The organism is Corynebacterium senegalense (assembly GCF_900411315.1).
Lineage (GTDB): Bacteria > Actinomycetota > Actinomycetes > Mycobacteriales > Mycobacteriaceae > Corynebacterium > Corynebacterium senegalense.
This window is the reverse complement of sequence record NZ_LS990887.1, coordinates 275649-298659: the sequence shown is the minus strand read 5'-3', so window position 1 is coordinate 298659 and position 23011 is coordinate 275649. Positions and strand designations below refer to the sequence as shown.

18 protein-coding genes and 3 rRNA genes are annotated in these 23011 nt (G+C 66.5%); 20 read left to right on the top strand and 1 reads right to left on the bottom strand.

Going from position 1 to position 23011, the window contains the following annotated elements; translation table 11 throughout:
* The first annotated feature begins 1 nt into the window (after window position 1).
* The 20 genes from tyrS (at window position 2) to der (ending at window position 22219) form a co-directional block, all read left to right on the top strand.
* A complete protein-coding gene (gene tyrS, locus DYZ02_RS01470) occupies window positions 2-1267 on the top strand; it encodes a tyrosine--tRNA ligase (RefSeq protein WP_115684679.1) in 1266 nt (421 codons plus the stop codon).
* A gap of 654 nt (window positions 1268-1921) precedes the next feature.
* Window positions 1922-3440 (top strand): 16S ribosomal RNA (locus tag DYZ02_RS01465).
* Between the two features lie 367 nt (window positions 3441-3807).
* A 23S ribosomal RNA gene (locus tag DYZ02_RS01460) occupies window positions 3808-6884 on the top strand.
* Between the two features lie 130 nt (window positions 6885-7014).
* Window positions 7015-7132 (top strand): 5S ribosomal RNA (gene rrf / locus DYZ02_RS01455).
* Together the 16S, 23S and 5S rRNA genes form the textbook arrangement of a ribosomal RNA operon.
* Before the next feature lie 151 nt (window positions 7133-7283).
* A complete protein-coding gene (locus DYZ02_RS01450; protein ID WP_115684678.1) occupies window positions 7284-8162 on the top strand; it encodes a tetratricopeptide repeat protein in 879 nt (292 codons plus the stop codon).
* A gap of 7 nt (window positions 8163-8169) precedes the next feature.
* Window positions 8170-9153 (top strand): HAD-IIA family hydrolase, encoded by a 984-nt coding sequence (locus tag DYZ02_RS01445; protein ID WP_115684677.1) that lies wholly within the window; start codon window positions 8170-8172, stop codon window positions 9151-9153.
* Window positions 9154-9158: 5 nt separating this feature from the next.
* Complete coding sequence (locus DYZ02_RS11280; protein ID WP_181896860.1) at window positions 9159-9326, top strand: hypothetical protein; 168 nt, start codon at window positions 9159-9161, stop codon at window positions 9324-9326.
* A gap of 41 nt (window positions 9327-9367) precedes the next feature.
* Complete coding sequence (locus DYZ02_RS01435) at window positions 9368-10195, top strand: TlyA family RNA methyltransferase (RefSeq protein ID WP_115684675.1); 828 nt, start codon at window positions 9368-9370, stop codon at window positions 10193-10195.
* Window positions 10195-11115, top strand: a complete 921-nt coding sequence (locus DYZ02_RS01430) for an NAD kinase (RefSeq protein ID WP_115684674.1) — start codon at window positions 10195-10197, stop codon at window positions 11113-11115. The genes DYZ02_RS01435 and DYZ02_RS01430 overlap by 1 nt, the downstream gene beginning before the upstream one ends.
* Entirely contained in the window at window positions 11115-12842 is a 1728-nt protein-coding gene (recN, locus tag DYZ02_RS01425) for a DNA repair protein RecN (RefSeq protein ID WP_115684673.1), read from the top strand. Before DYZ02_RS01430 ends, recN begins: the two co-directional genes overlap by 1 nt.
* Before the next feature lie 41 nt (window positions 12843-12883).
* Window positions 12884-14098 carry a putative cytokinetic ring protein SteA gene (steA, locus tag DYZ02_RS01420; protein ID WP_115684672.1) on the top strand — a complete coding sequence of 405 codons (1215 nt, stop codon included), beginning with the start codon at window positions 12884-12886 and terminating at the stop codon, window positions 14096-14098.
* A 22-nt stretch (window positions 14099-14120) separates the two neighbouring features.
* On the top strand, window positions 14121-14990 hold the full coding sequence (locus tag DYZ02_RS01415; RefSeq protein WP_181896859.1) for a copper transporter: 870 nt from the start codon (window positions 14121-14123) through the stop codon (window positions 14988-14990).
* Window positions 14991-15031: 41 nt separating this feature from the next.
* Window positions 15032-15679 carry an NUDIX domain-containing protein gene (locus DYZ02_RS01410; protein ID WP_115684670.1) on the top strand — a complete coding sequence of 216 codons (648 nt, stop codon included), beginning with the start codon at window positions 15032-15034 and terminating at the stop codon, window positions 15677-15679.
* Window positions 15679-16587, top strand: coding sequence for a site-specific tyrosine recombinase XerD (gene xerD / locus DYZ02_RS01405; RefSeq protein WP_115684669.1), 909 nt, complete (start codon window positions 15679-15681; stop codon window positions 16585-16587). The genes DYZ02_RS01410 and xerD overlap by 1 nt, the downstream gene beginning before the upstream one ends.
* Window positions 16588-16687: 100 nt before the next feature.
* Window positions 16688-17560 (top strand): ParA family protein, encoded by an 873-nt coding sequence (locus tag DYZ02_RS01400; RefSeq protein ID WP_115684668.1) that lies wholly within the window; start codon window positions 16688-16690, stop codon window positions 17558-17560.
* Entirely contained in the window at window positions 17557-18378 is an 822-nt protein-coding gene (locus DYZ02_RS01395; RefSeq protein WP_115684667.1) for a segregation and condensation protein A, read from the top strand. Before DYZ02_RS01400 ends, DYZ02_RS01395 begins: the two co-directional genes overlap by 4 nt.
* An 11-nt stretch (window positions 18379-18389) precedes the next feature.
* Window positions 18390-18977 carry an SMC-Scp complex subunit ScpB gene (gene scpB, locus DYZ02_RS01390; RefSeq protein WP_245945518.1) on the top strand — a complete coding sequence of 196 codons (588 nt, stop codon included), beginning with the start codon at window positions 18390-18392 and terminating at the stop codon, window positions 18975-18977.
* A 70-nt stretch (window positions 18978-19047) separates the two neighbouring features.
* Window positions 19048-19974, top strand: coding sequence for a pseudouridine synthase (locus DYZ02_RS01385; RefSeq protein ID WP_115684665.1), 927 nt, complete (start codon window positions 19048-19050; stop codon window positions 19972-19974).
* On the top strand, window positions 19974-20684 hold the full coding sequence (cmk, locus tag DYZ02_RS01380; protein ID WP_115684664.1) for a (d)CMP kinase: 711 nt from the start codon (window positions 19974-19976) through the stop codon (window positions 20682-20684). The genes DYZ02_RS01385 and cmk overlap by 1 nt, the downstream gene beginning before the upstream one ends.
* Complete coding sequence (gene der, locus DYZ02_RS01375; protein WP_115684663.1) at window positions 20681-22219, top strand: ribosome biogenesis GTPase Der; 1539 nt, start codon at window positions 20681-20683, stop codon at window positions 22217-22219. Before cmk ends, der begins: the two co-directional genes overlap by 4 nt.
* On the opposite strand, the gene DYZ02_RS01370 is transcribed toward der, so the two are convergent.
* A complete protein-coding gene (locus DYZ02_RS01370; RefSeq protein WP_115684662.1) occupies window positions 22216-22995 on the bottom strand; it encodes a class I SAM-dependent methyltransferase in 780 nt (259 codons plus the stop codon). The two genes, der and DYZ02_RS01370, sit on opposite strands and share 4 nt — an antisense overlap.
* Window positions 22996-23011 lie beyond the last annotated feature (16 nt).

Below are 23011 nucleotides of genomic sequence, written 5' to 3'. Positions count from 1 at the left end.
CATGTCTACCGAGAACACCATCATCGACGAGCTCGAGTGGCGCGGACTGATCAACCAGTCGACCGACCTCGACAGCCTCCGCGAGGCGACCGCCTCCCCGATCTCCCTGTACTGTGGCTTCGACCCGACCGGCCCCTCGCTGCACGCCGGCCACCTCGTGCCGCTGCTCATGCTGCGTCGCTTCCAGCTCGCCGGGCACCGCCCCATCGTGCTCGCCGGCGGCGCGACGGGCATGATCGGTGACCCGCGCGACGTGGGGGAGCGCTCGATGAACTCCTCCGACACGGTAGCCGACTGGGCCCAGCGCATCTCCGGGCAGCTGTCCCGCTTCGTCGACTTCGACGGTCCGAACGGTGCCCTTCTGGTCAACAACAACGACTGGATCAAGGACTGGACGGTGATCGACTTCTTGCGCGACGTGGGCAAGCACTTCTCGCTGTCCACCATGCTGGGACGCGAGACCGTCAAGCGCCGGCTGGACAACGACGGCATCTCCTACACCGAGTTCTCCTACATGCTGCTGCAGGCGAACGACTTCGTCCAGCTGCGCCGCAACCACGACTGCGTGTTGCAGGTCGGTGGCGGCGACCAGTGGGGCAACCTCGTCGCCGGCGTCGACCTGAACCGGCGTATGGACGGCGAGCAGGTCCACGCGCTCACCGTGCCCCTCGTGACGGACTCGGAGGGCCGCAAGTTCGGCAAGTCCACCGGCGGCGGTTCCCTCTGGCTCGATCCGGAGATGACCAGCGCCTACACCTGGTACCAGTACTTCGTGAACACCGCCGACGCAGACGTCATCCGCTACCTGCGCTGGTTCACCTTCCTCGACCATGAGGAGCTCGACGCCCTCGCCGTCGAGGTGGAGGAGCGCCCCTTCAAGCGCGAGGCGCAGAAGCGCCTGGCCCAGGAGATGACCAACCTCGTCCACGGCCCCGAGGCCACCGCCGCCGTTGAGCTGGCATCGCAGGCGCTGTTCGGGCGCGCGGAGCTCACGGCTCTCGACGAAGCCACCCTGGCCTCGGCCGTGCGGGAGACCTCGGTGCACTCCGCCGCAGCCGGCGAGACCATCGTGGACTTCCTGGTCGGGACAGGCCTGGCCGACTCCCGCGGCGCCGCCCGGCGCTCCATCAAGGAGGGCGGTGTCTACGCGAACAACGCCCGCGTCGAATCCGACGAGTGGGTTCCCGGACCCGAAGACCTGCTGCACGGGAAGTGGATCGTCCTGCGCCGCGGCAAGAAGAACTTCGCTGGGGTCGAGGTTTCCTAGGGGGCCACTTAGCGCCGCGATGTGAGGGGCAAGCCCGAGAAAAGCTTGCCCTTTTTGCATGTCTACCTGCGGGTTTGTGTTGTTGGTGGGTTGGGGTTAATGTTTCTCCTCGTCGCCGCGGCCGGGTTGGTTCGGTTGGGGTGAGTGGGATGTTTTAAGTGCATAACGGTGGTTTCCGAGGGTTGTCGGGGTTGTTGTTTACTTCGATTTTGACTTTTGGTTACTGGTTGTGTAGATTCATCTCTTGCTGCTTGACTGGCCTGGTTTTTGCTGGGTTGTGTTGGGTGTGCGTGTGTTGTGTGAGAACTCGATAGTGTGCCAATGTACTTTTTTGTTTGTGGGTTGGTTGTGTGCTGTGTGTGCTTGCTGCTGCTTTTGTGGTGGTGGGTGTGTGCCGGTGGGTTGTGCCTGAACCATTTGATGGGGCGCGGCTTTGTTGGTGTTTGCATGGTGCGTGATTGATTCGCGTTTGTGACAGATACTTTTTTGTGGTTGCCTTTCCCTGTTTTTTCCCTCGTCAGGGTGGGGAGGGGTGGCCGGTAATTTTGTGGATTGCCAGCGCGCTTGGTGCCTGCTTTTTGGTGGGTGTTGGGTGTGGTGGTTTGTTTTGGTTGGGTTTTGGGCTTTTCACGGCCTGTTTCTTCTGAAGCATTTTTTGTGGAGAGTTTGATCCTGGCTCAGGATGAACGCTGGCGGCGTGCTTAACACATGCAAGTCGAACGGAAAGGCCCTGCTTGCAGGGTACTCGAGTGGCGAACGGGTGAGTAACACGTGGGTGATCTGCCCTGTACTTCGGGATAAGCTTGGGAAACTGGGTCTAATACCGGATAGGACTGCATCGTGGGTGGTGTGGTGGAAAGCTTTTGCGGTATGGGATGAGCTCGCGGCCTATCAGCTTGTTGGTGGGGTAATGGCCTACCAAGGCGTCGACGGGTAGCCGGCCTGAGAGGGTGTACGGCCACATTGGGACTGAGATACGGCCCAGACTCCTACGGGAGGCAGCAGTGGGGAATATTGCACAATGGGCGCAAGCCTGATGCAGCGACGCCGCGTGGGGGATGACGGCCTTCGGGTTGTAAACTCCTTTCGCCAGGGACGAAGCGTAAGTGACGGTACCTGGATAAGAAGCACCGGCTAACTACGTGCCAGCAGCCGCGGTAATACGTAGGGTGCGAGCGTTGTCCGGAATTACTGGGCGTAAAGAGCTCGTAGGTGGTTTGTCGCGTCGTTTGTGTAAGTCCACGGCTTAACTGTGGGACTGCAGGCGATACGGGCATAACTTGAGTGCTGTAGGGGAGACTGGAATTCCTGGTGTAGCGGTGAAATGCGCAGATATCAGGAGGAACACCGATGGCGAAGGCAGGTCTCTGGGCAGTAACTGACGCTGAGGAGCGAAAGCATGGGTAGCGAACAGGATTAGATACCCTGGTAGTCCATGCCGTAAACGGTGGGCGCTAGGTGTGAGTCCCTTCCACGGGGTTCGTGCCGTAGCTAACGCATTAAGCGCCCCGCCTGGGGAGTACGGCCGCAAGGCTAAAACTCAAAGGAATTGACGGGGGCCCGCACAAGCGGCGGAGCATGTGGATTAATTCGATGCAACGCGAAGAACCTTACCTGGGCTTGACATACACCGGACCGGGCCAGAGATGGTCTTTCCCTTTGTGGCTGGTGTACAGGTGGTGCATGGTTGTCGTCAGCTCGTGTCGTGAGATGTTGGGTTAAGTCCCGCAACGAGCGCAACCCTTGTCTTATGTTGCCAGCACGTTGTGGTGGGGACTCATGAGAGACTGCCGGGGTTAACTCGGAGGAAGGTGGGGATGACGTCAAATCATCATGCCCCTTATGTCCAGGGCTTCACACATGCTACAATGGTCGGTACAGCGCGTGCGCGAGTTCGTGAGGATGAGCTAATCGCTGAAAGCCGGTCGTAGTTCGGATTGGGGTCTGCAACTCGACCCCATGAAGTCGGAGTCGCTAGTAATCGCAGATCAGCAACGCTGCGGTGAATACGTTCCCGGGCCTTGTACACACCGCCCGTCACGTCATGAAAGTTGGTAACACCCGAAGCCAGTGGCTCAAACTCGTTAGAGAGCTGTCGAAGGTGGGATCGGCGATTGGGACGAAGTCGTAACAAGGTAGCCGTACCGGAAGGTGCGGCTGGATCACCTCCTTTCTAAGGAGTTTTTGTTTTTGTGTGCCCCACGGTTGTGGGGTGTGTGGTTGAGTGCCCGTGTGTGGTGCTGCCGCGTTTTTTGTTGAAATCCGGGTGGAGGCATGCCGGCATCATTGTGTGTGGTGCTTTGTGCGTGTGGTGTGCAATTGTTGCCTGCAAGCGAGTGGTCTTTTGTGGACGGGTATGTTGGTGCGCTGTCGGGTGTCTGGGATGATACGCGTTTGTGTGTTGTTTCCTTAGGCCCTGCATGCTTGGGCACGTCCGTGTGGTGTGTTTTTGGTGTGTGGGTGTGGTGTGTGAGAACTGTATAGTGGACGCGAGCATCTTTATTCTTGTGTGCGTGCCTGCCTTGTGGTGGGTGCGTGTTGTTAGTGTTTTTTAAGGGCGTACGGTGGATGCCTTGGTATGCTGAGCCGATGAAGGACGTGTGAGGCTGCGTTAAGCCTCGGGGAGTTGCCAACAAAGCGTTGATCCGAGGATGTCCGAATGGGGAAACCCGGCACCAGTTGTGTGGTGTGACCTGCAGGTGAATTCATAGCCTGTGTGGGGGTGACGCGGGGAAGTGAAACATCTCAGTACCCGTAGGAGAAGAAAACAATTGTGATTCCGTTAGTAGTGGCGAGCGAAGGCGGATGAGGCTAAACCATGTGTGTGTGATACCTGGCAGGGGTTGCGCATGTGGGGTTGTGGGGATGCATGTTGCAGGTACTGTCATGCCTGTGCACATTCAGCGCGTGTTAGCGGAAGTTGCCTGGGATGGTGCGCCGTAGTGGGTGAGAGCCCCTGTACGTGAAGGCGTGTGTTGGTGTGTTGTGTGTTTCCCGAGTAGCAGCGGGCTCGTGGAATCTGCTGTGAATCTGCCGGGACCACCCGGTAAGCCTAAATACTCAGTGTGACCGATAGTGGATAGTACCGTGAGGGAATGGTGAAAAGTACCCCGGGAGGGGAGTGAAATAGTTCCTGAAACCGTGCGCTTACAATCCGTCAGAGCACCTCGTGTGTGTGATGGCGTGCCTTTTGAAGAATGAGCCTGCGAGTCAGCGGCATGTCGCGAGGTTAACCCGTTGGTGGGGGAGCCGTAGCGAAAGCGAATCCTAATGGGGTGTTGCAAGTGGCATGTCCTGGACCCGAAGCGGGGTGATCTACCCATGGCCAGTGTGAAGCAGCTGTAAGAGGTTGTGGAGGCGCGAACCCACTTAGGTTGAAAACTGAGGGGATGAGCTGTGGGTAGGGGTGAAAGGCCAATCAAACTCCGTGATAGCTGGTTCTCCCCGAAATGCATTTAGGTGCAGCGTCATGTTAGCTTGCCGGAGGTAGAGCTACTGGTTGGTTGAGCGGGACTATCATCTTAGCAATGTCAGCCAAACTCCGAATGCCGGTTGAAGTGGTGCATGGCAGTGAGACTGTGGGGGATAAGCTTCATAGTCGAGAGGGAAACAGCCCAGATCGCCGGTTAAGGCCCCTAAGGGTGTACTAAGTGGAAAAGGATGTGGGATCGCGAAGACAGCCAGGAGGTTGGCTTAGAAGCAGCCATCCTTGAAAGAGTGCGTAATAGCTCACTGGTCGAGTGGTTCCGCGCCGACAATTCAGTGGGGCTCAAGTACACCGCCGAAGCCGCGGCATAACATGTGTTATGGGTAGGGGAGCGTCGTGCATGGGGTGAAGCAGTACCGGAAGGGGCTGTGGACTGTGTGCGAGTGAGAATGCAGGCATGAGTAACGAGTGATAAGTGAGAATCTTATCCGCCGGATGACTAAGGGTTCCTGGGTCAAGTTCGTCTTCCCAGGGTGAGTCGGGTCCTAAGGCGAGGCCGACAGGCGTAGTCGATGGTCAACGGGTTGATATTCCCGTACCCGTGTATACGCGCCCAAGACTGGACCGGTGATACTAACCACGCCGAGTGCTGCTGTCACTTGCTCTTTGAGTGGTGTGGTGGGACGAGGTGTGGGGCCTGATCCGTAGTAGGTCAGTGATGGGGTGACGCAGGAAGGTAGCTACGCCGCTTAATGGATTGCGGTGCAAGCGTGTGGCACGGGCCCTTGTTAAATGCGGGGCTCATTATGTGTGAGGCGTGATGCGTAGCCCCTTTGTGGGGTGATGGTGGTGATCCTATGCTGTCGAGAAAAGCCTCTAGCGAGTGTGTACACGGCCCGTACCCGAAACCGACACAGGTAGTCAGGTAGAGAATACTAAGGCGGTCGGGTGAACTGTGGTTAAGGAACTCGGCAAATTGCCCCCGTAACTTCGGGAGAAGGGGGACCCTGCTGTGTGCGCCATCTTTACGGTGGTTAGCGTGGTGGGGTCGCAGAGAATAGAGGGGAGCGACTGTTTATCAAAAACACAGGTCCGTGCGAAGACTTTTACGTTGATGTATACGGACTGACGCCTGCCCGGTGCTGGAAGGTTAAGAGGACCTGTTAGGCATGTTGTGCCGAAGCGGAGAATTTAAGCCCCAGTAAACGGCGGTGGTAACTATAACCATCCTAAGGTAGCGAAATTCCTTGTCGGGTAAGTTCCGACCTGCACGAATGGCGTAACGACTCCCCTGCTGTCTCAACCACAGGCCCGGTGAAATTGCAGTACGAGTAAAGATGCTCGTTTCGCGCGGCAGGACGAAAAGACCCCGGGACCTTCACTATAGCTTGGTATTGGTGTTCGGTGCGGTTTGTGTAGGATAGGTGGGAGACTGTGATACGGCCACGCCAGTGGTTGTGGAGTCGTTGTTGAAATACCACTCTGACCGTAGTGGATACCTTAACCTTGGCCCATGATCTGGGTTGGGGACAGTGCCTGGTGGGTAGTTTAACTGGGGCGGTTGCCTCCCAAAGAGTAACGGAGGCGCCCAAAGGTTCCCTCAGCCTGGTTGGCAATCAGGTGGCGAGTGTAAGTGCACAAGGGAGCTTGACTGCGAGACTGACTAGTCGAGCAGGGACGAAAGTCGGGACTAGTGATCCGGCACCTACTTGTGGATGTGGTGTCGCTCAACGGATAAAAGGTACCCCGGGGATAACAGGCTGATCTTCCCCAAGAGTCCATATCGACGGGATGGTTTGGCACCTCGATGTCGGCTCGTCGCATCCTGGGGCTGGAGTAGGTCCCAAGGGTTGGGCTGTTCGCCCATTAAAGCGGCACGCGAGCTGGGTTCAGAACGTCGTGAGACAGTTCGGTCTCTATCCGCCGCGCGCGTTGAAACTTGAAGAAGGCTGTCCCTAGTACGAGAGGACCGGGACGGACGTACCTCTGGTGTGCCAGTTGTTCCGCCAGGAGCACGGCTGGTTGGCTACGTACGGAAGGGATAACCGCTGAAAGCATCTAAGCGGGAAGCCTGTTTTGAGATGAGGTTTCTTTTGAGGTTCCCCACAGACTATGGGGTTGATAGGCCGGATCTGGACACGCAGCAATGCGCGAAGGTGACCGGTACTAATACACCAACAAACACAACAAACAATGAGCACCAAGAATCGTGCCCGCGTCCACTATGCAGTATCTGACACACCACACCACCAACCAGTGCGTGTGTGGAGGCCAGAACAATAATTGAACATGAACCCAACATGATCAACCCAACAAGTGTGTCGGTGGTTGATGGCGGCGGGGAAACGCCCGGACCCATTCCGAACCCGGAAGCTAAGCCCGCCCGCGCTGATGGTACTGCCCCCGGGAGGGAGTGGGAGAGTAAGTTACCGCCGACCCAACAACTTCACAATATGAGCGTGGCCCGCAACCCACGCGCCCCTGTCATGAGGGGCTGCACTGCGGGCCACGCTCACTTTTATGCCCACCCACCCGCAGGCTCGTCGCGAGCGCGCCTATACTGGGTGAGTCTTTACAGAAAGGGTTTTTATGTCCGAAGAGTCGAACTCTCGTCACCGGGACGACCGCCCCCGCGGCGGTAAGCGCCGCCCTTCGGGCAACAGGGAGCGCCAGGGGGAGCGCAAGGGCGACCACAAGCCGCGCCGCCGCGGCGACGACGGCTCGCGGCGCGAGGACGGCGGCTACAAGCACAAGCGCTCCAACCCGCAGCGTCACGGGTACCGGGAGGACCGGATGGCCCAGCGCCTCTCCGAGCCGGACCTGCCGCCCGAGATCGACGTCAACGAGCTCGACCCTTCGGTTCTGCAGGATCTTCGCGTGCTGTCGAAGGACAACGCTGACCGCGTCGCCAAGCACATGATCATGGCGGGGTCGCTCCTGGAGGATGACGCGCAGCTCGCGCTGCGGCATGCCCGAGCCGCGAAGAACCGGGCGGGCCGCGTTGGAGTGGTCCGCGAGACGAACGGCATCGTGGCCTACCACGCCGGCGAATGGCGCGAGGCCCTCTCCGAGCTGCGCGCCGCGCGCCGCATGTCGGGTGGCCCCGGCCTGCTCGCGGTCATGGCCGACGCCGAGCGCGGCCTAGGCAGGCCCGAGAAGGCTCTTGAGATCGGTCGCGGGCCGGAGGCGCGCGAGCTCGACGAAGCCGGCAAGATCGAGCTGGCCATCGTTCTCGCCGGTGCGCGGCACGACCTCGGACAGCATGAGGCCGCCCTCGCCACCTTGGAACGGATGCAGCCCTCCCTCGACTCGCAGGGCTCGGAGCAGGCTCGTCTGTCGTACGCCTACGCGGAGGCGCTCCTTGCCCTCAAACAAGGGGACGAGGCCCGGGCCTGGTTCGAGCATGCGGCTGCCATCGATTCCGACGGGTCCACCGATGCCGCTGAGCGTGCCGCGGAGCTGGGGTAGGGCGCCTGTGGCTCTCATCGACTCCTTCGACGCACTTCTTCTGGACCTCGACGGCACCGTCTGGGAGGGCGGCAGGGCGCTGCCCAACGCCGTGGAGGCCATCGGTGCGGCGAACGTTCCGGTTGTTTACATCACCAACAACGCCTACCGCGCACCCGAGACCGTGGCGGAGCTTCTGCAGGGGATGGGTATCGGGGCATCGCCTGACGACGTCCTCACCTCCGCCCAGGCCGCCATTGAGATGTCGCGGGAGCACCTTGAGCCCGGGGACAAGATCCTCGTCCTGGGCTCCGCGTCCTTCCGGGCGCTCGCCGAGGATGCGGGTTACGAGGTGGTGGACAGCGCAGCGGCCGCCCCCAAGGCTGTTCTGCACGGCCACAACCCGGAGACGGGGTGGCGCGAGCTGTCCGAGGCCGCGCTGGCCGTGGCGGACGGGGCGGTTTACCTCGCGTCGAACCTCGACACCTCTCTGCCCACGGAGCGCGGGCTCATGGTGGGCAACGGTTCGATGGTCGCTGCTGTGACTTCCGCGACGGGCGTCGTCCCGCGCTCCGCGGGCAAGCCGGAGCCGGCGATGTTCATCCAGGCTGCCCGACGTGTCGGCGCCGCCCGTCCGCTGGCGGTCGGCGACCGACTCGACACCGACCTCGCCGGCGCGGTGGCCGCCGGGATTCCGTCGCTCCACGTGCTCACTGGCGTCTCAGGCCCTCTCGCGCTTTTCGAGGCCCCGAAGGAGCAGCGCCCGACCTACATCGGCGCTGACCTGTCCGCGCTGCGCCAGGACCAGAACGAGCTGAAGGTGGGCCCGCAGGGCGGGTTCACCGCGCGGGTCGACGGGGACGACATCATGCTCGGCCGAGGCAACGCGGACGCGACAGCCGAGCAGGCCCTGCGCACCGCACTGCAGGTGGCGTGGCACATGCCGTCGCCGCCGGAGCTCGTGCGACCCGATTCGGAGGCCGCCGAACGGGCCTGCGCCCAGTGGTGGTGAGCACCGTGTCCGTACCCGTACCGCACGACCCGCGCGCGCCGCGGGTGAGCCCGGAGGAGCTGAGCCGCCGCGTCGAGGAGACGCTCGGCACCGAGGAGCCAACGCTGCGCGAGGAGCTGGAGCAGCTCAACCGGGCGCACGATCTGCTTAACGACGCGCTGCAGGACCGCTGACGCGGAATCACCGACAACCACCGAGGGAAGGAGAGGGGCGGATGGCACCAGGACGCCGCAGGCTCGATTCCGAGCTCGTGCGCCGCAAGATCGCGCGCTCGAGGGAGCAGGCGCAGACCTGGATCAAGCAGGGCCGCGTCGAGGTCGGGGGCTTCGTCGCCACGAAGCCGGCAACGGTCGTCGAGCCGGACGTCTCCATCCGGGTCTCGGTCGACGAGGCGGACAACTGGGCGTCCCGGGGCGCGCACAAGCTGCTCGGCGCGCTGGAGGCGTTCGAGGCGGGCGGGTTGGTCGTCGATAAGCGCCGTGCGCTCGACGCTGGTGCCTCGACCGGCGGTTTCACCGACGTGCTGCTGTCGCGGGGCGCCGCGGTGGTCGTGGCCGTCGACGTCGGCTACGGGCAACTCGTGTGGCGGCTGCAGAACGACCCGCGCGTGCGAGTCCTCGACCGCACCAACATCCGCACCCTGACACCCGAGGCGATGGGCGGGCCCGCCGACCTCATGGTGGGCGACCTGTCCTTCATCTCCCTGAAGCTGGTCCTGCCCGCCATCGCGGAGTGCCTGAGCGAGGGCGCGGACCTGCTCCCCATGGTCAAGCCGCAGTTCGAGGTGGGCAAGGAGAGGCTCGGCAGCGGGGGAGTCGTGCGCTCGCCGGAGATGCGGGCGGAGGTCACCTGTGAGGTGGCGCAGTTCGCGCAGAGCCTCGGGCTGAGCCTGCGAGATGTTGTGGCGTCCCCGCTTCCCGGGCCGAGCGGCAACGTAGAATACTTCCTATGGCTCGTCAAGGATTCCGGCGCCAGCACGCTTGACGACGACACCCTCCGCGCCCTTGTTCACCGAGCTGTCGAGGAAGGACCCCAGAACTGATGAGTGCACGCAACAACCGCGCGATCCTCCTCGTGCCGCACACCTACCGGGCGGGCAACATCGCCGCGGCCGCGCGGGCCGCCGAGCTGCTCACCGCCGCCGGCATCGAGGTGCGGCTGCTCGACCAGAACAACATGGGCCCGGTCGAGGAGGAGGACTCCCTGCGCACCCTCGAGCGCGTGCAGGAGGGGCCGGAGGCCGCGGCGGACTGCGAGCTCGTCCTCGTGCTCGGCGGCGACGGAACGTTCCTGCGCGCCGCGAACTACGCGCACGCCCAGGACGTCCCGGTCCTGGGCATCAACCTGGGCCACGTGGGCTTCCTCGCGGAGTGGGAGCAGGAGAGCCTGGAGGAGGCGATCGGCCGGGTCATCGACTGCACCTACCGGATCGAGGACCGCATGACCATCGACGTGGTCCTGCTCGACTCGGGCGACTACGTGCTCGGCACGGGCTGGGCGCTCAACGAGGCCAGCATCGAAAACGTCAACCGCACGAAGGTCATGGACGCCACCCTCGAGGTGGATTTCCGCCCGGTGTCCTCCTTCGGCTGCGACGGCGTGCTCGTGTCCACGCCGACCGGCTCAACCGCCTACGCCTTCGCCGCCGGGGGGCCGGTCATGTGGCCGGAGGTGGAGGCCCTGCTCGTGGTGCCGAACAACGCCCACGCGCTGTTCACCAAGCCACTCGTGGTCTCGCCGCGCTCGACGGTGGCCATCGAGTCGGAGTCGAACACCGGCGAGGCCAACGTCGTGCTCGACGGCTTCCGGACCATGGCGATGCCGCCCGGCTCACGCGTGGAGATCGTCCGCGGCCGCCGGCCCGTCCGCTGGGTGCGCCTGGACGAGCACCCGTTCACCGACCGGCTCGTGCACAAGTTCAAGCTTCCCGTCTCCGGGTGGAGGGGACCGGCCGCGAAATAATGCTGAGCGACATCTCCATCTCCAACCTGGGCGTGATCCCCCGCGCCACCGCCGAGCTCAGCCCCGGGCTGACGGTGCTCACCGGCGAAACCGGTGCGGGCAAGACCATGGTTGTCACGGGACTTCGTTTGCTCACCGGCGGGCGCGCCGATGCCTCGCGCGTGCGCACCGGCGCGGAGCAGGCGGTGGTCGAGGGCGCCTTCGCCGTCGACGGCCTTCCGGCCGAGGCACAGAGCGCCGTCCGCGAGATTGCGGAGGGAGCGGGGGCGGAGGCGGACGAAAACGGCGAGTACGTCGTGTCCCGCTCCGTCAAGGCCACCGGCCGCTCGAAGGCGCACCTGGGCGGCCGCACCGTCCCCGCCGCCACCCTCGCGGAGCTCGCCGGGCACGTGCTGACCATCCACGGCCAAAACGACCAGCTCCGGCTCATGTCCCCGGACCAGCAGCTCGGTGCCCTCGACCGCTTCGACCCGGCGATTGCCCCCGTTCTCGAGGCCTACCGTGAGACGTGGGCGCAGTGGAGGGCGGCTGCCCGCGAGCTGAAGGAGCGCACGGAGAAGCGCCGCGAGCTGGCGCAGGAGGTCGACCGCCTCCAGTTCGCCATCGCGGAAATTGACGAGGCCAATCCGGTGGCCGGTGAGGAAGAGGAGCTGGTGGCCAGCATCAACCGGCTGCAGGACGTCGACGCGCTGCGCGAGGCCGCTGAGACCGCCCTCGTGGCCATCGACGGTGCGGACGCGGTCGGCGCGTTCGGGGGCGAGGAGGAGGCCGCCTCGGCTCTCATCGGCCGCGCGGCCTCCGCCCTCGCGGCCGCCAGCGACGCGGACCTGAAGTCCCTGGGCGAACAGCTCAGCGACGTCGCCGGGGTGCTCTCCGACATCTCGGCGGAGCTGGGCAGCTACTCCGCCAACCTCCCTTCCGACCCGGAGGAGCTGGACAAGCAGCTGCAGCGCCAGCAGGAGCTCAAGACGCTGACCCGCAAGTACGCCCCCGACATTGCCGGGGTTCTGGCCTGGAGGGCGAAGGCAGGCAAGAGGCTGGGCAGGATCGACACCTCCGCCGAGGCTCTCGACGAGCTGAAGAAGCGCGTCGCCGCCCTCGAGAAGGAGCTGGAGAAGCGGGCGCGCGCTCTGACGAAGGCCCGCACGGCCGCGGCCTCCGCGCTCGGTGAGGCCGTGACCGGGGAGCTGCGCGGCCTGGCGATGCCGAAGGCGCGCCTGAGCGTGGAGGTGGAGAAGCAGCCCTATGGGCGCGACGGTGCGGACGCGGTGGAGCTGCGGCTCGCGCCGAATGACGCCATGGAGCCCCAGCCGCTGGCCACGAGCGCCTCCGGCGGTGAGCTTTCCCGGGTGATGCTGGCCCTCGAGGTCATCCTCAGTGCCTCGGCGACGGGCGCGACACTCGTGTTCGACGAGGTCGACGCGGGCGTCGGCGGGCGCGCAGCGGTGGAGATCGGTCGCCGCCTCGCCCGGCTGGCCACCAACAACCAGGTCATCGTGGTCACGCACCTGCCGCAGGTGGCCGCTTACGCCGACACACACCTCCACGTGGCCAAGAACGTCGGCGACGAGACGGTAACCTCCGGAGTCTCCCGGCTCACGCCCGAGCAGCGGGTGGAGGAGCTGGCCCGGATGCTTGCGGGCATGGAGGATTCCGAGACGGGCAGGGCGCACGCGGCGGAGCTTTTCGAGCGGGCGCAGGCCGAGGTCGCATCCGCCCGGGGTTGATCCCGCGCGCCTCCACCCTCGGGGCCCGCCCAACCTGCACAATGTTGCCCATGAGTGTCTTTTCGCGCGCCTCCGGCGAATCTCCCGCCCCCGCTGAATCGTCCCCCGCCCAGGTGCAGGGGACGTTGCGTGACTGCACCGCGCGCGGAACCTCGCGGGTGAAGGCGGGCGACATCGCGGTGGTCAACTCGCCGAACATGAACCGCCGCGAGGCGGAACTGCTCATCGACGCCAAACCGGCCGCCGTGGTCAACCTCGCCGCCTTCTCGACGGGGTCCATGCCGAACTACGGGCCCCACCTGCTTCTCGACGCCGGCATCGCCCTGTTCGAGGAGGGCGGCGACGCCCTCGGCTCGGCGCTGCGAGACGGGCGGAAGGGCGCGGTGACGGCGGACGGGCAGGTGTTCTCCGGCAAGAAGCTCGTGGGCGAGGCCCGCCCGGTCGAGCGCGAGAGCATGGACGCCACCTTCTTGGCGGCCCAGCGCAGCCTGCTCGACCACATGGAGGCCTACTTCGGCAACACCATCGAGTTCATCCATTCGGAGTCGCCCCTGCTCATCGATGGCGTCGGCGTGCCCGAGATGGGCGACGCGATGGCGGGACGGAAGGTGCTCGTCGTCGCCCCCGGCCCGCAGGCGCGGGAGAAGGTGGGCAGGCTGCGCAACTTCATCCGGGAGTACAAGCCGGTGCTCATCGGCGTCGGTTCGGCGACAGACGCGCTGGCGGAATCGGGCTACGCACCCGATTTCATCGTCGGCGACCCCGCCGACGTCGCGGCAGAGAACCTGCGCGGGGACGCGCGCGTTGTCCTGCCCGCCGATCCGGACGGGCACGCCGCCGGCCTGGAACGGATCCAGGACCTCGGTGTCGGGGCGATGACCTTCCCCGCGGCGACCGATTCACCGCTCGACCTCGCGATTCTGCTGGCGGCGTTCCACGGCGCGGAGATGATCGTCACCGTCGGCGACGCCGTGGACCTCGACGCGATCTTCGCCGGGGACGACCACTCGGGCCCCGCGGCGCTGCTCACCCGACTCAAGGCGGGCAGCCGGGTGGTGGACTCGAGCGTCATCGAGAACCTCTACGCCCTGCAGCCCCGCGGGGGTCTCGCGTGGGCGTGGGCGATCCTCGGCCTGCTCGTCGCCGTGGCGACGGTCGTTCTGGTGGTCGGTCTCGGCGGCGACGGGTCTTTCGCGGACAACCTCGTGGACACCTGGAACGCCATCGCGCTGAAGTTCCAGAACTGGGTGCGCTAGGCGCGGAGAGGAGGAGCGGATCGTGTCAGCAAAGAAGGGCCGTGGAGCCCTCGTCCTGGCGGGCCTGGCGTGGGGCACCGCTCTCGGCGTCGCACTGGGCTCCCTGGTGATTTCACCGGCCCTGCAGGAGGTGCGGGGGACCGGCCAGGGCGCCCAGCAGGCGGAGACCGCGAACCCGCGCGCCGAAGAGGCGGAGGCGCAGGCGGAAGAGGCGAACGCGCTGCTCGCCGAGGAGTCGGGGGCCATCCTCGCCGATTCCCTGAAGGGTTCCGCGGTGATCGTGCTGCGCGCCCCGGGCGCGGCCGCGGACGATGCCGCGAGGATCCGCGAGCTGCTGGACGCGGCCGGCGCCGACAACGCCGGCGAGGTGACCCTGACGGAGAAGTTCCTCGCGCAGGGCAGCGCCGACCAGCTCGGATCCATCATCGCGAACACGCTGCCGGCGGGGGCGCAGCTCTCGGTCGATGCCCGGTCGCCGAGCCGGCACGCCGGCCAGTCGCTCGCCGCGGCGCTGTTTTCCGACGGCGCGGGGTCAGCGCGCGCCACGCCCGAGGACCGCGAGTTCGTCCTCAGCACCCTCGCCGAGGCCGGTTTCCTGGAGTACACAGGTGCTGACTTGGCGGCGGCGAACGCGGCGGTCATCGTCGGAGCACCGGACGGGGAGGATTCCTTCGCGGACGGTGCGCTCGCGGACTTCGCCGCGGGGCTCGACGCGGAGTCCGCGCCCGTCGTCCTGGCCCTGCCAGGCGCGGGCAACGACGGTGTCGCCGGTGCGCTTGCTTCGCGCGGTGAGACCGGGGTGGTTGTCCAGGACGTCGCCGAGACCGAAGCCGGGGCCATCCAAACGGTGCGCTCCGTGCGGCGGGTGATCGACGAGGCCGGGGCTCAGTAGCCGGGTCCCGTGCCGGTGGCTGTGGAGTAACTTGGGGCCCTATGGCTCACGAATTCGCCGTCACCGGCTCAGAGATACTTGTCGACGCCCCCATCCTCGCCCTCCGCCGCGACCGCGTGGTCATGCCCGGCGGCCGCGAGGCGAACCGCGAGATCGTCGAGCACTTCGGTGCCGTGGCCATCGTCGCGCTCGACGAGGACGGCCGCGTCGCCATGGTGGAGCAGTACAGGCACTCGGTCGCCGCGCGCCTTCTCGAGCTTCCCGCCGGCATCCTCGACGTAGCCGGGGAACCCGAGCTCGAGTGCGCGAAGCGCGAGCTGCGCGAGGAGGCGGGGCTCGCCGCGCGGGACTGGGAGGTGCTCGTGGACCTGGTCACCTCCCCGGGATTCGCCGACGAGGCTGTCCGCGTGTTCCTCGCCCGCGGTCTGAGCGAGGTCGAGCGGCCCGAGGCGGAGGACGAGGAGGCGGACATGACCCTCGAGTGGGTGTCGCTTGACGACGCCACACGCAAGGTCCTGGCCGGGGAGATCGTCAACTCGATCGCGGCGTCGGGCATCCTTGCCGCCGCGGCCGTGCTCGGCGGCGCGCGACGGGCCCGTCCGGTGGAGGAGCCCTTCGCCTTTCGGCCGCAGGCGCTGGCGCGGCGGCGCGCCGCACAGGGCCTCGGCGGGGACATGAAGAAGATCTGATGCGCCCGGGTGACGTCGTCAAGCTGTGGCTCAACCACCTGGCGGTCGAACGGGGGCGCTCCGCGAACACGCTGAGGAACTACCGGCGCGACGCCCAGCGCTACGTCGACTGGCTGGCCCAGTCCGGGCGCCGGGACCTCGGGGAGGTCACCTCGCTTGACCTGGAGGCCTACGTGGCGGACCTGCGGCGCGGCTACGGGGACTGCGCGCCGCTGGCGGCCTCCTCGGCGGCGCGGGCGCTGACGGTGGCGCGGGGGCTGCACAGGTTCGCGGTGGCGGAGGGCCTCCTCACGGCCGACGTGGCCGCCGCAGTCCACCCGCCGCGCGCCGGAGAGAAGCTGCCGGACACGCTGAGCATCGACGAGGTGGCGGCGCTGCTCGACAGCTGCCCCGCCGACACGCCGACCCAGCTGCGGGACAAGGCCCTGCTCGAGCTGCTCTACGCCAGCGGGGCCCGCGTCTCGGAGGCTCTCGCGCTCAACCTGGATGACGTGACCGGTGACGAGGGGGTGATCACCGTGACCGGCAAGGGCGGCAAGCAGCGCCTCGTGCCCGTCGGCGCGGCCGCGCGCGCAGCCCTCGATGTGTACCTCGTGCGCGGCCGGCCGGCGCTGGCCAACGGGACCTCGCACGCCCTGTTCCTGAACAAGCGCGGCGGGGCACTGTCGCGGCAGAGCGCGTGGATGGTGATCAAGGACGCCGCCGAGCGCGCCCGCCTGGGCAAGGACATCTCCCCTCACACACTGCGACACTCGTTTGCCACCCACCTGCTCGAGGGCGGGGCGGACGTGCGCACCGTGCAGGAGCTGCTGGGCCACTCCTCGGTGACGACGACGCAGATCTACACCCACGTCACGGCGGAGAATCTCCGCGAGGTCTGGGCCAGCGCCCACCCGCGTTCCCGGTAGCGCCCGGGGGGCGTGGGTGGGCCGCCGCCGAAATGACAAGGGTGTAAGCTCGGAGTCAACCCGCTAAGGTAGACGGAACGCGCGAGGGGAAGGTGTGTCGATGACGGACGGCTCGTTGTTCGAGGCCAAGGAAGTGGAGGTGGGCCTGACTGGCAGGCCCGTCCGCGAGCTGCCGCAGCCGAAGCCGCTGGGCAAGCACGGTCCCGCCACGGTGATCTCGATGGTGAACCAGAAGGGCGGCGTGGGCAAGACCACCTCCACCATCAACCTCGGGGCGTGCCTGGCGGAGCAGGGGCGTAAAGTCCTGCTCGTTGACTTGGACCCGCAGGGTGCCCTGTCGGCCGGGCTCGGCGTCTCGCACGACGAGGAGCAGACCACCGTCTACGATCTGCTCTTCGACAACACCGCCAGCATCCACGCCGCGATCCGCCACTCCAACGTGTCCGGCCTCGACCTGGTCCCCGCCAACATCGACCTCTCGGCAGCCGAGATCCAGCTTGTCAACGAGGTGGGCCGCGAGCACACCCTGGCGCGGGCGCTGCGCCCGGTGCGCAAGGAATACGACATCATCATCCTCGACTGCGGGCCCTCCCTCGGCCTGCTCACCGTCAACGCGCTCGCCGCCTCCCACGGCGTGATCATCCCGATGGAGTGCGAGTACTTCTCCCTGCGCGGCCTGGCTCTGCTCACCGACACGGTCGAGAAGGTGCGCGACCGCATCAACTTCGACCTCGAGATCGTGGGCATCCTGGTCACGATGTTCGACCGCCGCACCACCCACGCCCGTGAGGTGATGGACCGCGTCCTCGAGGTGTTCGGCGACACCGTCTTCGACACCGTGATCACCCGCACGGTCCGCTTCCCCGAGACTTCCGTGGCGGGCGAGCCGATCATCACGTGGGCGCCGAACTCCCAGGGCGCGAAGCAGTACCGCGACCTCGCCCTCGAGGTCCTGGAGCGCACGGAGCGGTGAGCACCCCGCCCGGGCAGGCGGGGGAGCAGCCGGAGATCACGGGGTTCACCCTCGTGCTCAACAACTTCGAGGGCCCCTTCGACCTGCTGCTCAACCTCATCAACTCGAAGAAGCTCGACGTCACGGAGGTCGCGCTCGCCGAGGTCACGGACGAGTTCATCGCCTACACCCGGGCGCTCGGCGAGTCCGCGCAGCTCGATGAAGTCACGGAGTTCCTCATCGTCGCGGCCACCCTGCTCGACCTCAAGGCCGCGCGCCTCCTGCCACGCGGGGAAATGAGCGAGGAGGCCGACCTCGAGCTGCTCGAGTCTCGCGACCTCCTCTTCGCCAGGCTCCTCCAGTACCGCGCCTACCAGCAGGTCGCCGACCTCCTCGGCGAGTGGCAGAGGCACGCTTTACGACGCTACCCCCGCGCCACCTCCGTCGAGCCGCAGTTCGCCGACCTGCTGCCCCCGGTGACCCTCGGCCACACACCTGCGACCTTCGCCCAGCTGGCCGCGGGAGTCTTCCGCCCACGCCCGCCCGAGGGCGTGCGCACTGACCACGTGCACGCCCAGGCTGTCTCCGTGCCCGAGCAGGCGGGCAAGATCCTGGACACGCTGCGCCTCATCGGGGCGGGGCAGTGGGTGGGCTTCGCCTCGCTGACAAAGGACTGCCTGCGCTCCATGGAGGTGGTGGGGCGCTTCCTCGCGCTGCTCGAGCTCTACAAGGCCCGGGCGCTGGAGGCGCAGCAGGAGGAGGCCCTGGGCCCGCTCGAGGTGTCGTGGACGGGCCTGGAGGTGGACCCGGCCGTCGTGGCTGCGAGCAATTGGAGTTAGCATCGGTGCCCATGGACCCTGCCGCCGACTTGCCCCCGGAACTGTCACCTGACTTGCCGATGGTCTCCCAGCTGCGCTCGCGGCTGGAGTCCGTCATGCTCGTGCTGGACACCCCGGCGGATGCTGCTGCGCTGGCGCGGGCGCTGGGGGCGGGCCAGGGGGACGTCGAGAAGCTTCTGCGGGAGTGGAAGGGCGAGCTCGACGCGCGCGGCAGCGGCATCGACCTGCGGGAGAGCGCGGAGGGCTGGAGGCTCTACACCCGGCCGGAAAACGCCGAGGCGGTGGAGGCGTTCCTCCTCGACGGCTCCCAGACGCGGCTGTCGCGCGCCGCAATGGAGACACTGGCCGTGGTGGCCTACCGCCAGCCGGTTACGCGCTCGCAGGTGGCGGGGGTGCGCGGCGTGAACGTCGACGGGGTGATGCGCACCCTCGCCCTGCGCGGGCTGATCGCGGAGGTTGACCCCGACGAGGCCTCGGGCGCGCACCGCTACGTCACCACCGAGCTCTTCCTTGAGCTGCTCGGGATCGACTCGCTCGACAGACTGCCCGATCTGGCGCCGCTTCTGCCCGACATCGATTCGATTGAGGACGCTTGGTAGCGTCGCTGGTAGCCTGAACCGGGTACATGCACGAACGTGCACAACCGCATATGACAGTAAGGATTCTCCGATGACTCCTCCCGCTCGCCGTGACGGCACACCGGATAGAGAGAAGGACACCACGTTCTACATCTCCTATGCGAAGCCGGCGAAGAAGCAGAACGTCCGCCTGGACGAGCGCCGCGCCGCGGAGCCCCACCCCCTCGAGGACAACTGGTGGGACGAACCCGACGCGCCGGAACCAGCCGCCCGCCCCGGCGCCGCCGAGGGCGAGCGCCTGCAGAAAGTGCTCGCGAAGGCCGGGGTGGCCTCGCGACGCCACGCCGAGGTGATGATCGACCAGGGCCGCGTCGAGGTCAACGGCAAGATCGTGACCCAGCAGGGCATGCGCGTCAACCCGCGCGTGGACATCATCCGCGTCGACGGCACACGCATCAACGTCAACGAGGAGCACGAGTACTTCGTGTTTAACAAACCGCGCGGCGTCCAGTCCACCATGAAGGACGAGATGGACCGCACCTCGGTGGGCAGCTACGTGGCCGAGAAGACGGCCTCGGGGCAGCGCCTCTTCCACGTCGGCCGACTCGACGCCGACACCGAGGGCCTGCTGCTGCTCACCAACGACGGCGAGCTGGCCAACCGACTCATGCACCCGCGCTACGGGGTGCGCAAGACCTACATGGCCACAGTCCTCGGCGAGGCCAAGCCCGCGCTGATCAAGCAGCTGAAGAAGGGCATCGAGCTTGACGACGGCCCCGCCGCCGCCGACTACGTCCAGATCGTCGACGTGCACAACGGCCAGTCGATCATCCGCCTGGAGATCCACGAGGGCCGCAAGCACCTCGTGCGCCGCATGCTCAAGGCGGCCGGCTACCCGGTGCAGCGCCTCGTGCGCACCAAGGTGCACACCGTCCAGCTCGGCGACATGAAGCCGGGCTCCATGCGCGCCCTGAACAGCGCCGAGCTGACCTCGCTGTACAAGGCGGTGGAGATGTGATGAGAGCCGACCTGCTGACCCTGTCCAACTTGCCCGACGGCGGCCTCGTCCTCGCCGTCGACGGCCCCTCCGGCACCGGCAAGTCCACCACCTGCCGGGCGCTGGCCAAGCTGCTGGGCGCGAAGTACGTCGACACCGGCGCGATGTACCGGGTGGCCACCCTCGCGGTGCTGCGCGCGAGCGTCGACCCGGCCGACACCGACGCCGTCATCGAGGCGACCCGCGACCTGCCCCTGAGCGTGTCGGACGACCCCGACTCCACCGAGGTTCTCCTCGCCGGGGAAGACGTCTCCCGCGAGATCCGCGAGGCGGACGTGACCCGCAACGTCTCGGCCGTCTCCGCGATCCCCGAGGTCCGCGTCAACCTCGTCGAGCTGCAGCGCCGGCTCGCCCGCGAGGCGCACCGCGCGATCGTGGAGGGCCGCGACATCGGCACCGTCGTGCTCGCCGACGCGCCCGCCAAGGCCTACCTCACAGCCTCGGCGGAGGTGCGCGCCCGCCGCCGCTACGACCAGGACGTCGCCGCGGGCCGCGACGCCGACTACGACACGGTGCTTGCCGACGTCAAGCGCCGCGACGACCTCGACTCCTCCCGCACGGTCAGCCCCCTGCGCCCGGCGGAGGACGCCCAGGTGATCGACACATCCGACATGGACCTCGACGAGGTGCTGCAGGCCCTCGTGGAGCTGATTCGAAGGAGCGCGCAGTGAGCCACGAGACGAACAACGACGGCGTCGAGCAGAATTTCGAGCAGCCCTTCGACGGGGGATTCGACGAGCTCGCCGGTGACTTCGACACCGATTTCGACATCGATTTCGACCCGGAGACCTTCGATGCCGGGGCCCTGGGCTCCGAGGAGCTCAGCGAGGAGGAGTGGGCGCAGGTCGAGGAGGCCTTCGGCTTCTCCCAGCCCGGCCACGTGGAGGAGGCGCTTCCCACGGTCTCGATCGTGGGCCGTCCGAACGTGGGCAAGTCGACCCTGGTGAACAGGTTCATTGGGCGTCGTGAAGCCGTGGTCGAGGACCACCCCGGCGTGACCCGCGACCGCGTCAGCTACATGGCCGACTGGGGCGGGAGGCGGTTCTGGGTGCAGGACACGGGCGGCTGGGATCCCGACGCGAAGGGCATCCACGCCGCGATCGCCCGCCAGTCCGAGGCCGCGATGGAGACCTCCGACGTGATCGTGATGGTGGTCGACTCCCACACGGGCGTGACCGAAACCGACGCGGTGATGGCCCGCAACCTGCAGCGCGCGGACGTGCCGGTGCTGCTGGTGGCCAACAAGTTCGAGTCGGAGTCGCAGTGGGCGGACGTCGCCGAGTTCTACGCCCTCGGCTTGGGCGACCCGTGGCCGGTCTCCGCGCTGCACGGCCGCGGCGGGGCCGACGTGCTCGACGAGATTCTCCGGGTCTTCCCCGACGAGCCGCGCGCGGCGAACTCGATCACTGAGGGCCCGCGCCGCGTCGCACTCGTGGGGCGGCCGAACGTGGGCAAGTCGAGCCTTCTGAACAAGCTGTCCAAGAAGAACCGCTCCATGGTGGACAACGTCGCCGGCACGACCGTCGACCCCGTCGACGAGCTCATCCAGCTCGACGACGCCCTGTGGAAGTTCATCGACACCGCGGGCCTGCGCAAGAAGGTGAAGAACGCGCAGGGCCACGAGTACTACGCCAGCCTGCGCACCCGCGGCACGATCGAGGCCGCCGAGGTCTGCGTCGTGCTCATCGACGCCTCCCAGGAGATCTCCGAGCAGGACCAGCGCGTCATTTCAATGGTGCTGGAGGCCGGCAAGGCCATGGTCATCTGCTTCAACAAGTGGGACCTCATGGACGAGGACCGGCGCTACTACTTCGACCGCGAATTCGACGAGATGGTCGGCCACCTGCCGTGGGTGACCAAACTCAACATCTCGGCCGACACCGGCCGGGGACTGCACCGCCTAGAGCCGGCGATGCGCGAGGCCCTGGAGAATTGGGACAAGCGCGTGTCCACCGGGCAGCTGAACAACTGGCTGCGCGAGGCGATCGCGGCGAACCCGCCGCCGATGAAGAACAACCGCCTGCCGCGCGTCCTCTTCGTCACGATGGTGACCACGCGCCCGCCGACAATCGTGCTGTTCACCACCGGATTCCTCGACGCCGGCTACCGGCGCTACCTGGAGCGCAAGTTCCGCGAGTCCTTCGGCTACCACGGCACCCCGATCCGCATCGCGGTGCGGGTGCGGGAGCGCCGCCAGAAGCGCTAGCCGCGGCGGTAGAGGAAGGCGTCGGTGCGGTAGGGCAGCGGCACGAGCTGCCCGGGGCCGAAGCCGAGGCGCTCGTAGAGGTACCAGGTGAGGTTGGCGGTCATCTTCTCCCTGGTCCGCTCCCCGGCGCGCAGCCAGTAGGAGCGGGTGGCCATGAGGTCGAACAGGTCGAAGGTGCTCACCCCCTGGATCCAGGTCAGACGCCGCTCCTCCCGCAGGCGCCAGGGCGCGCGCACGTCGGGGTAGAAACCCTGGCGCTGCACGTCGCCCGAGTGCATGATGCGGCTCAGGCGCAGCACCCAGGGGTGGCGCACGTCGAGGGTGTTCCAGCACAGCAGCAGCGCCCCGCCGGGGCGCACGACGCGGTCGGCCTCGGCGCTGGCGCGGGTGGGGTCCACCCAGTGCCAGGTCTGGGCTGCGGTGTAGGCGTCGACGGTGGCGTCGGCAAGCGCTGTTTGCTCCGCCGTCGCGCGCCACGCGGGGATGCCCGGGTGGTTGCGGCGCAACGCGCGGACCATGTCGGCGGAGGGGTCGCAGGCGAGCACGCGGTGCCCGGCGGTGGCGAGTAGCGAGGTGAGCTTGCCGGTCCCGGCGCCGACGTCGACGACGGTGGCCGGGCTCGGGGTTCCCGTTTCCGCCAGCAGCGCGGTAACTTCTACAGGGTACGACGGCCGGGCGAGGTCGTAGGCGCTCGCCCCCGTGCTGAAGGAGCCCGCCGAGGACCTCCTGTGCGCCGCGTCGCGGAACGCGGGCGTGTCCTTCGTGCTCGGCTTCATGGGAGATAATCTAGCA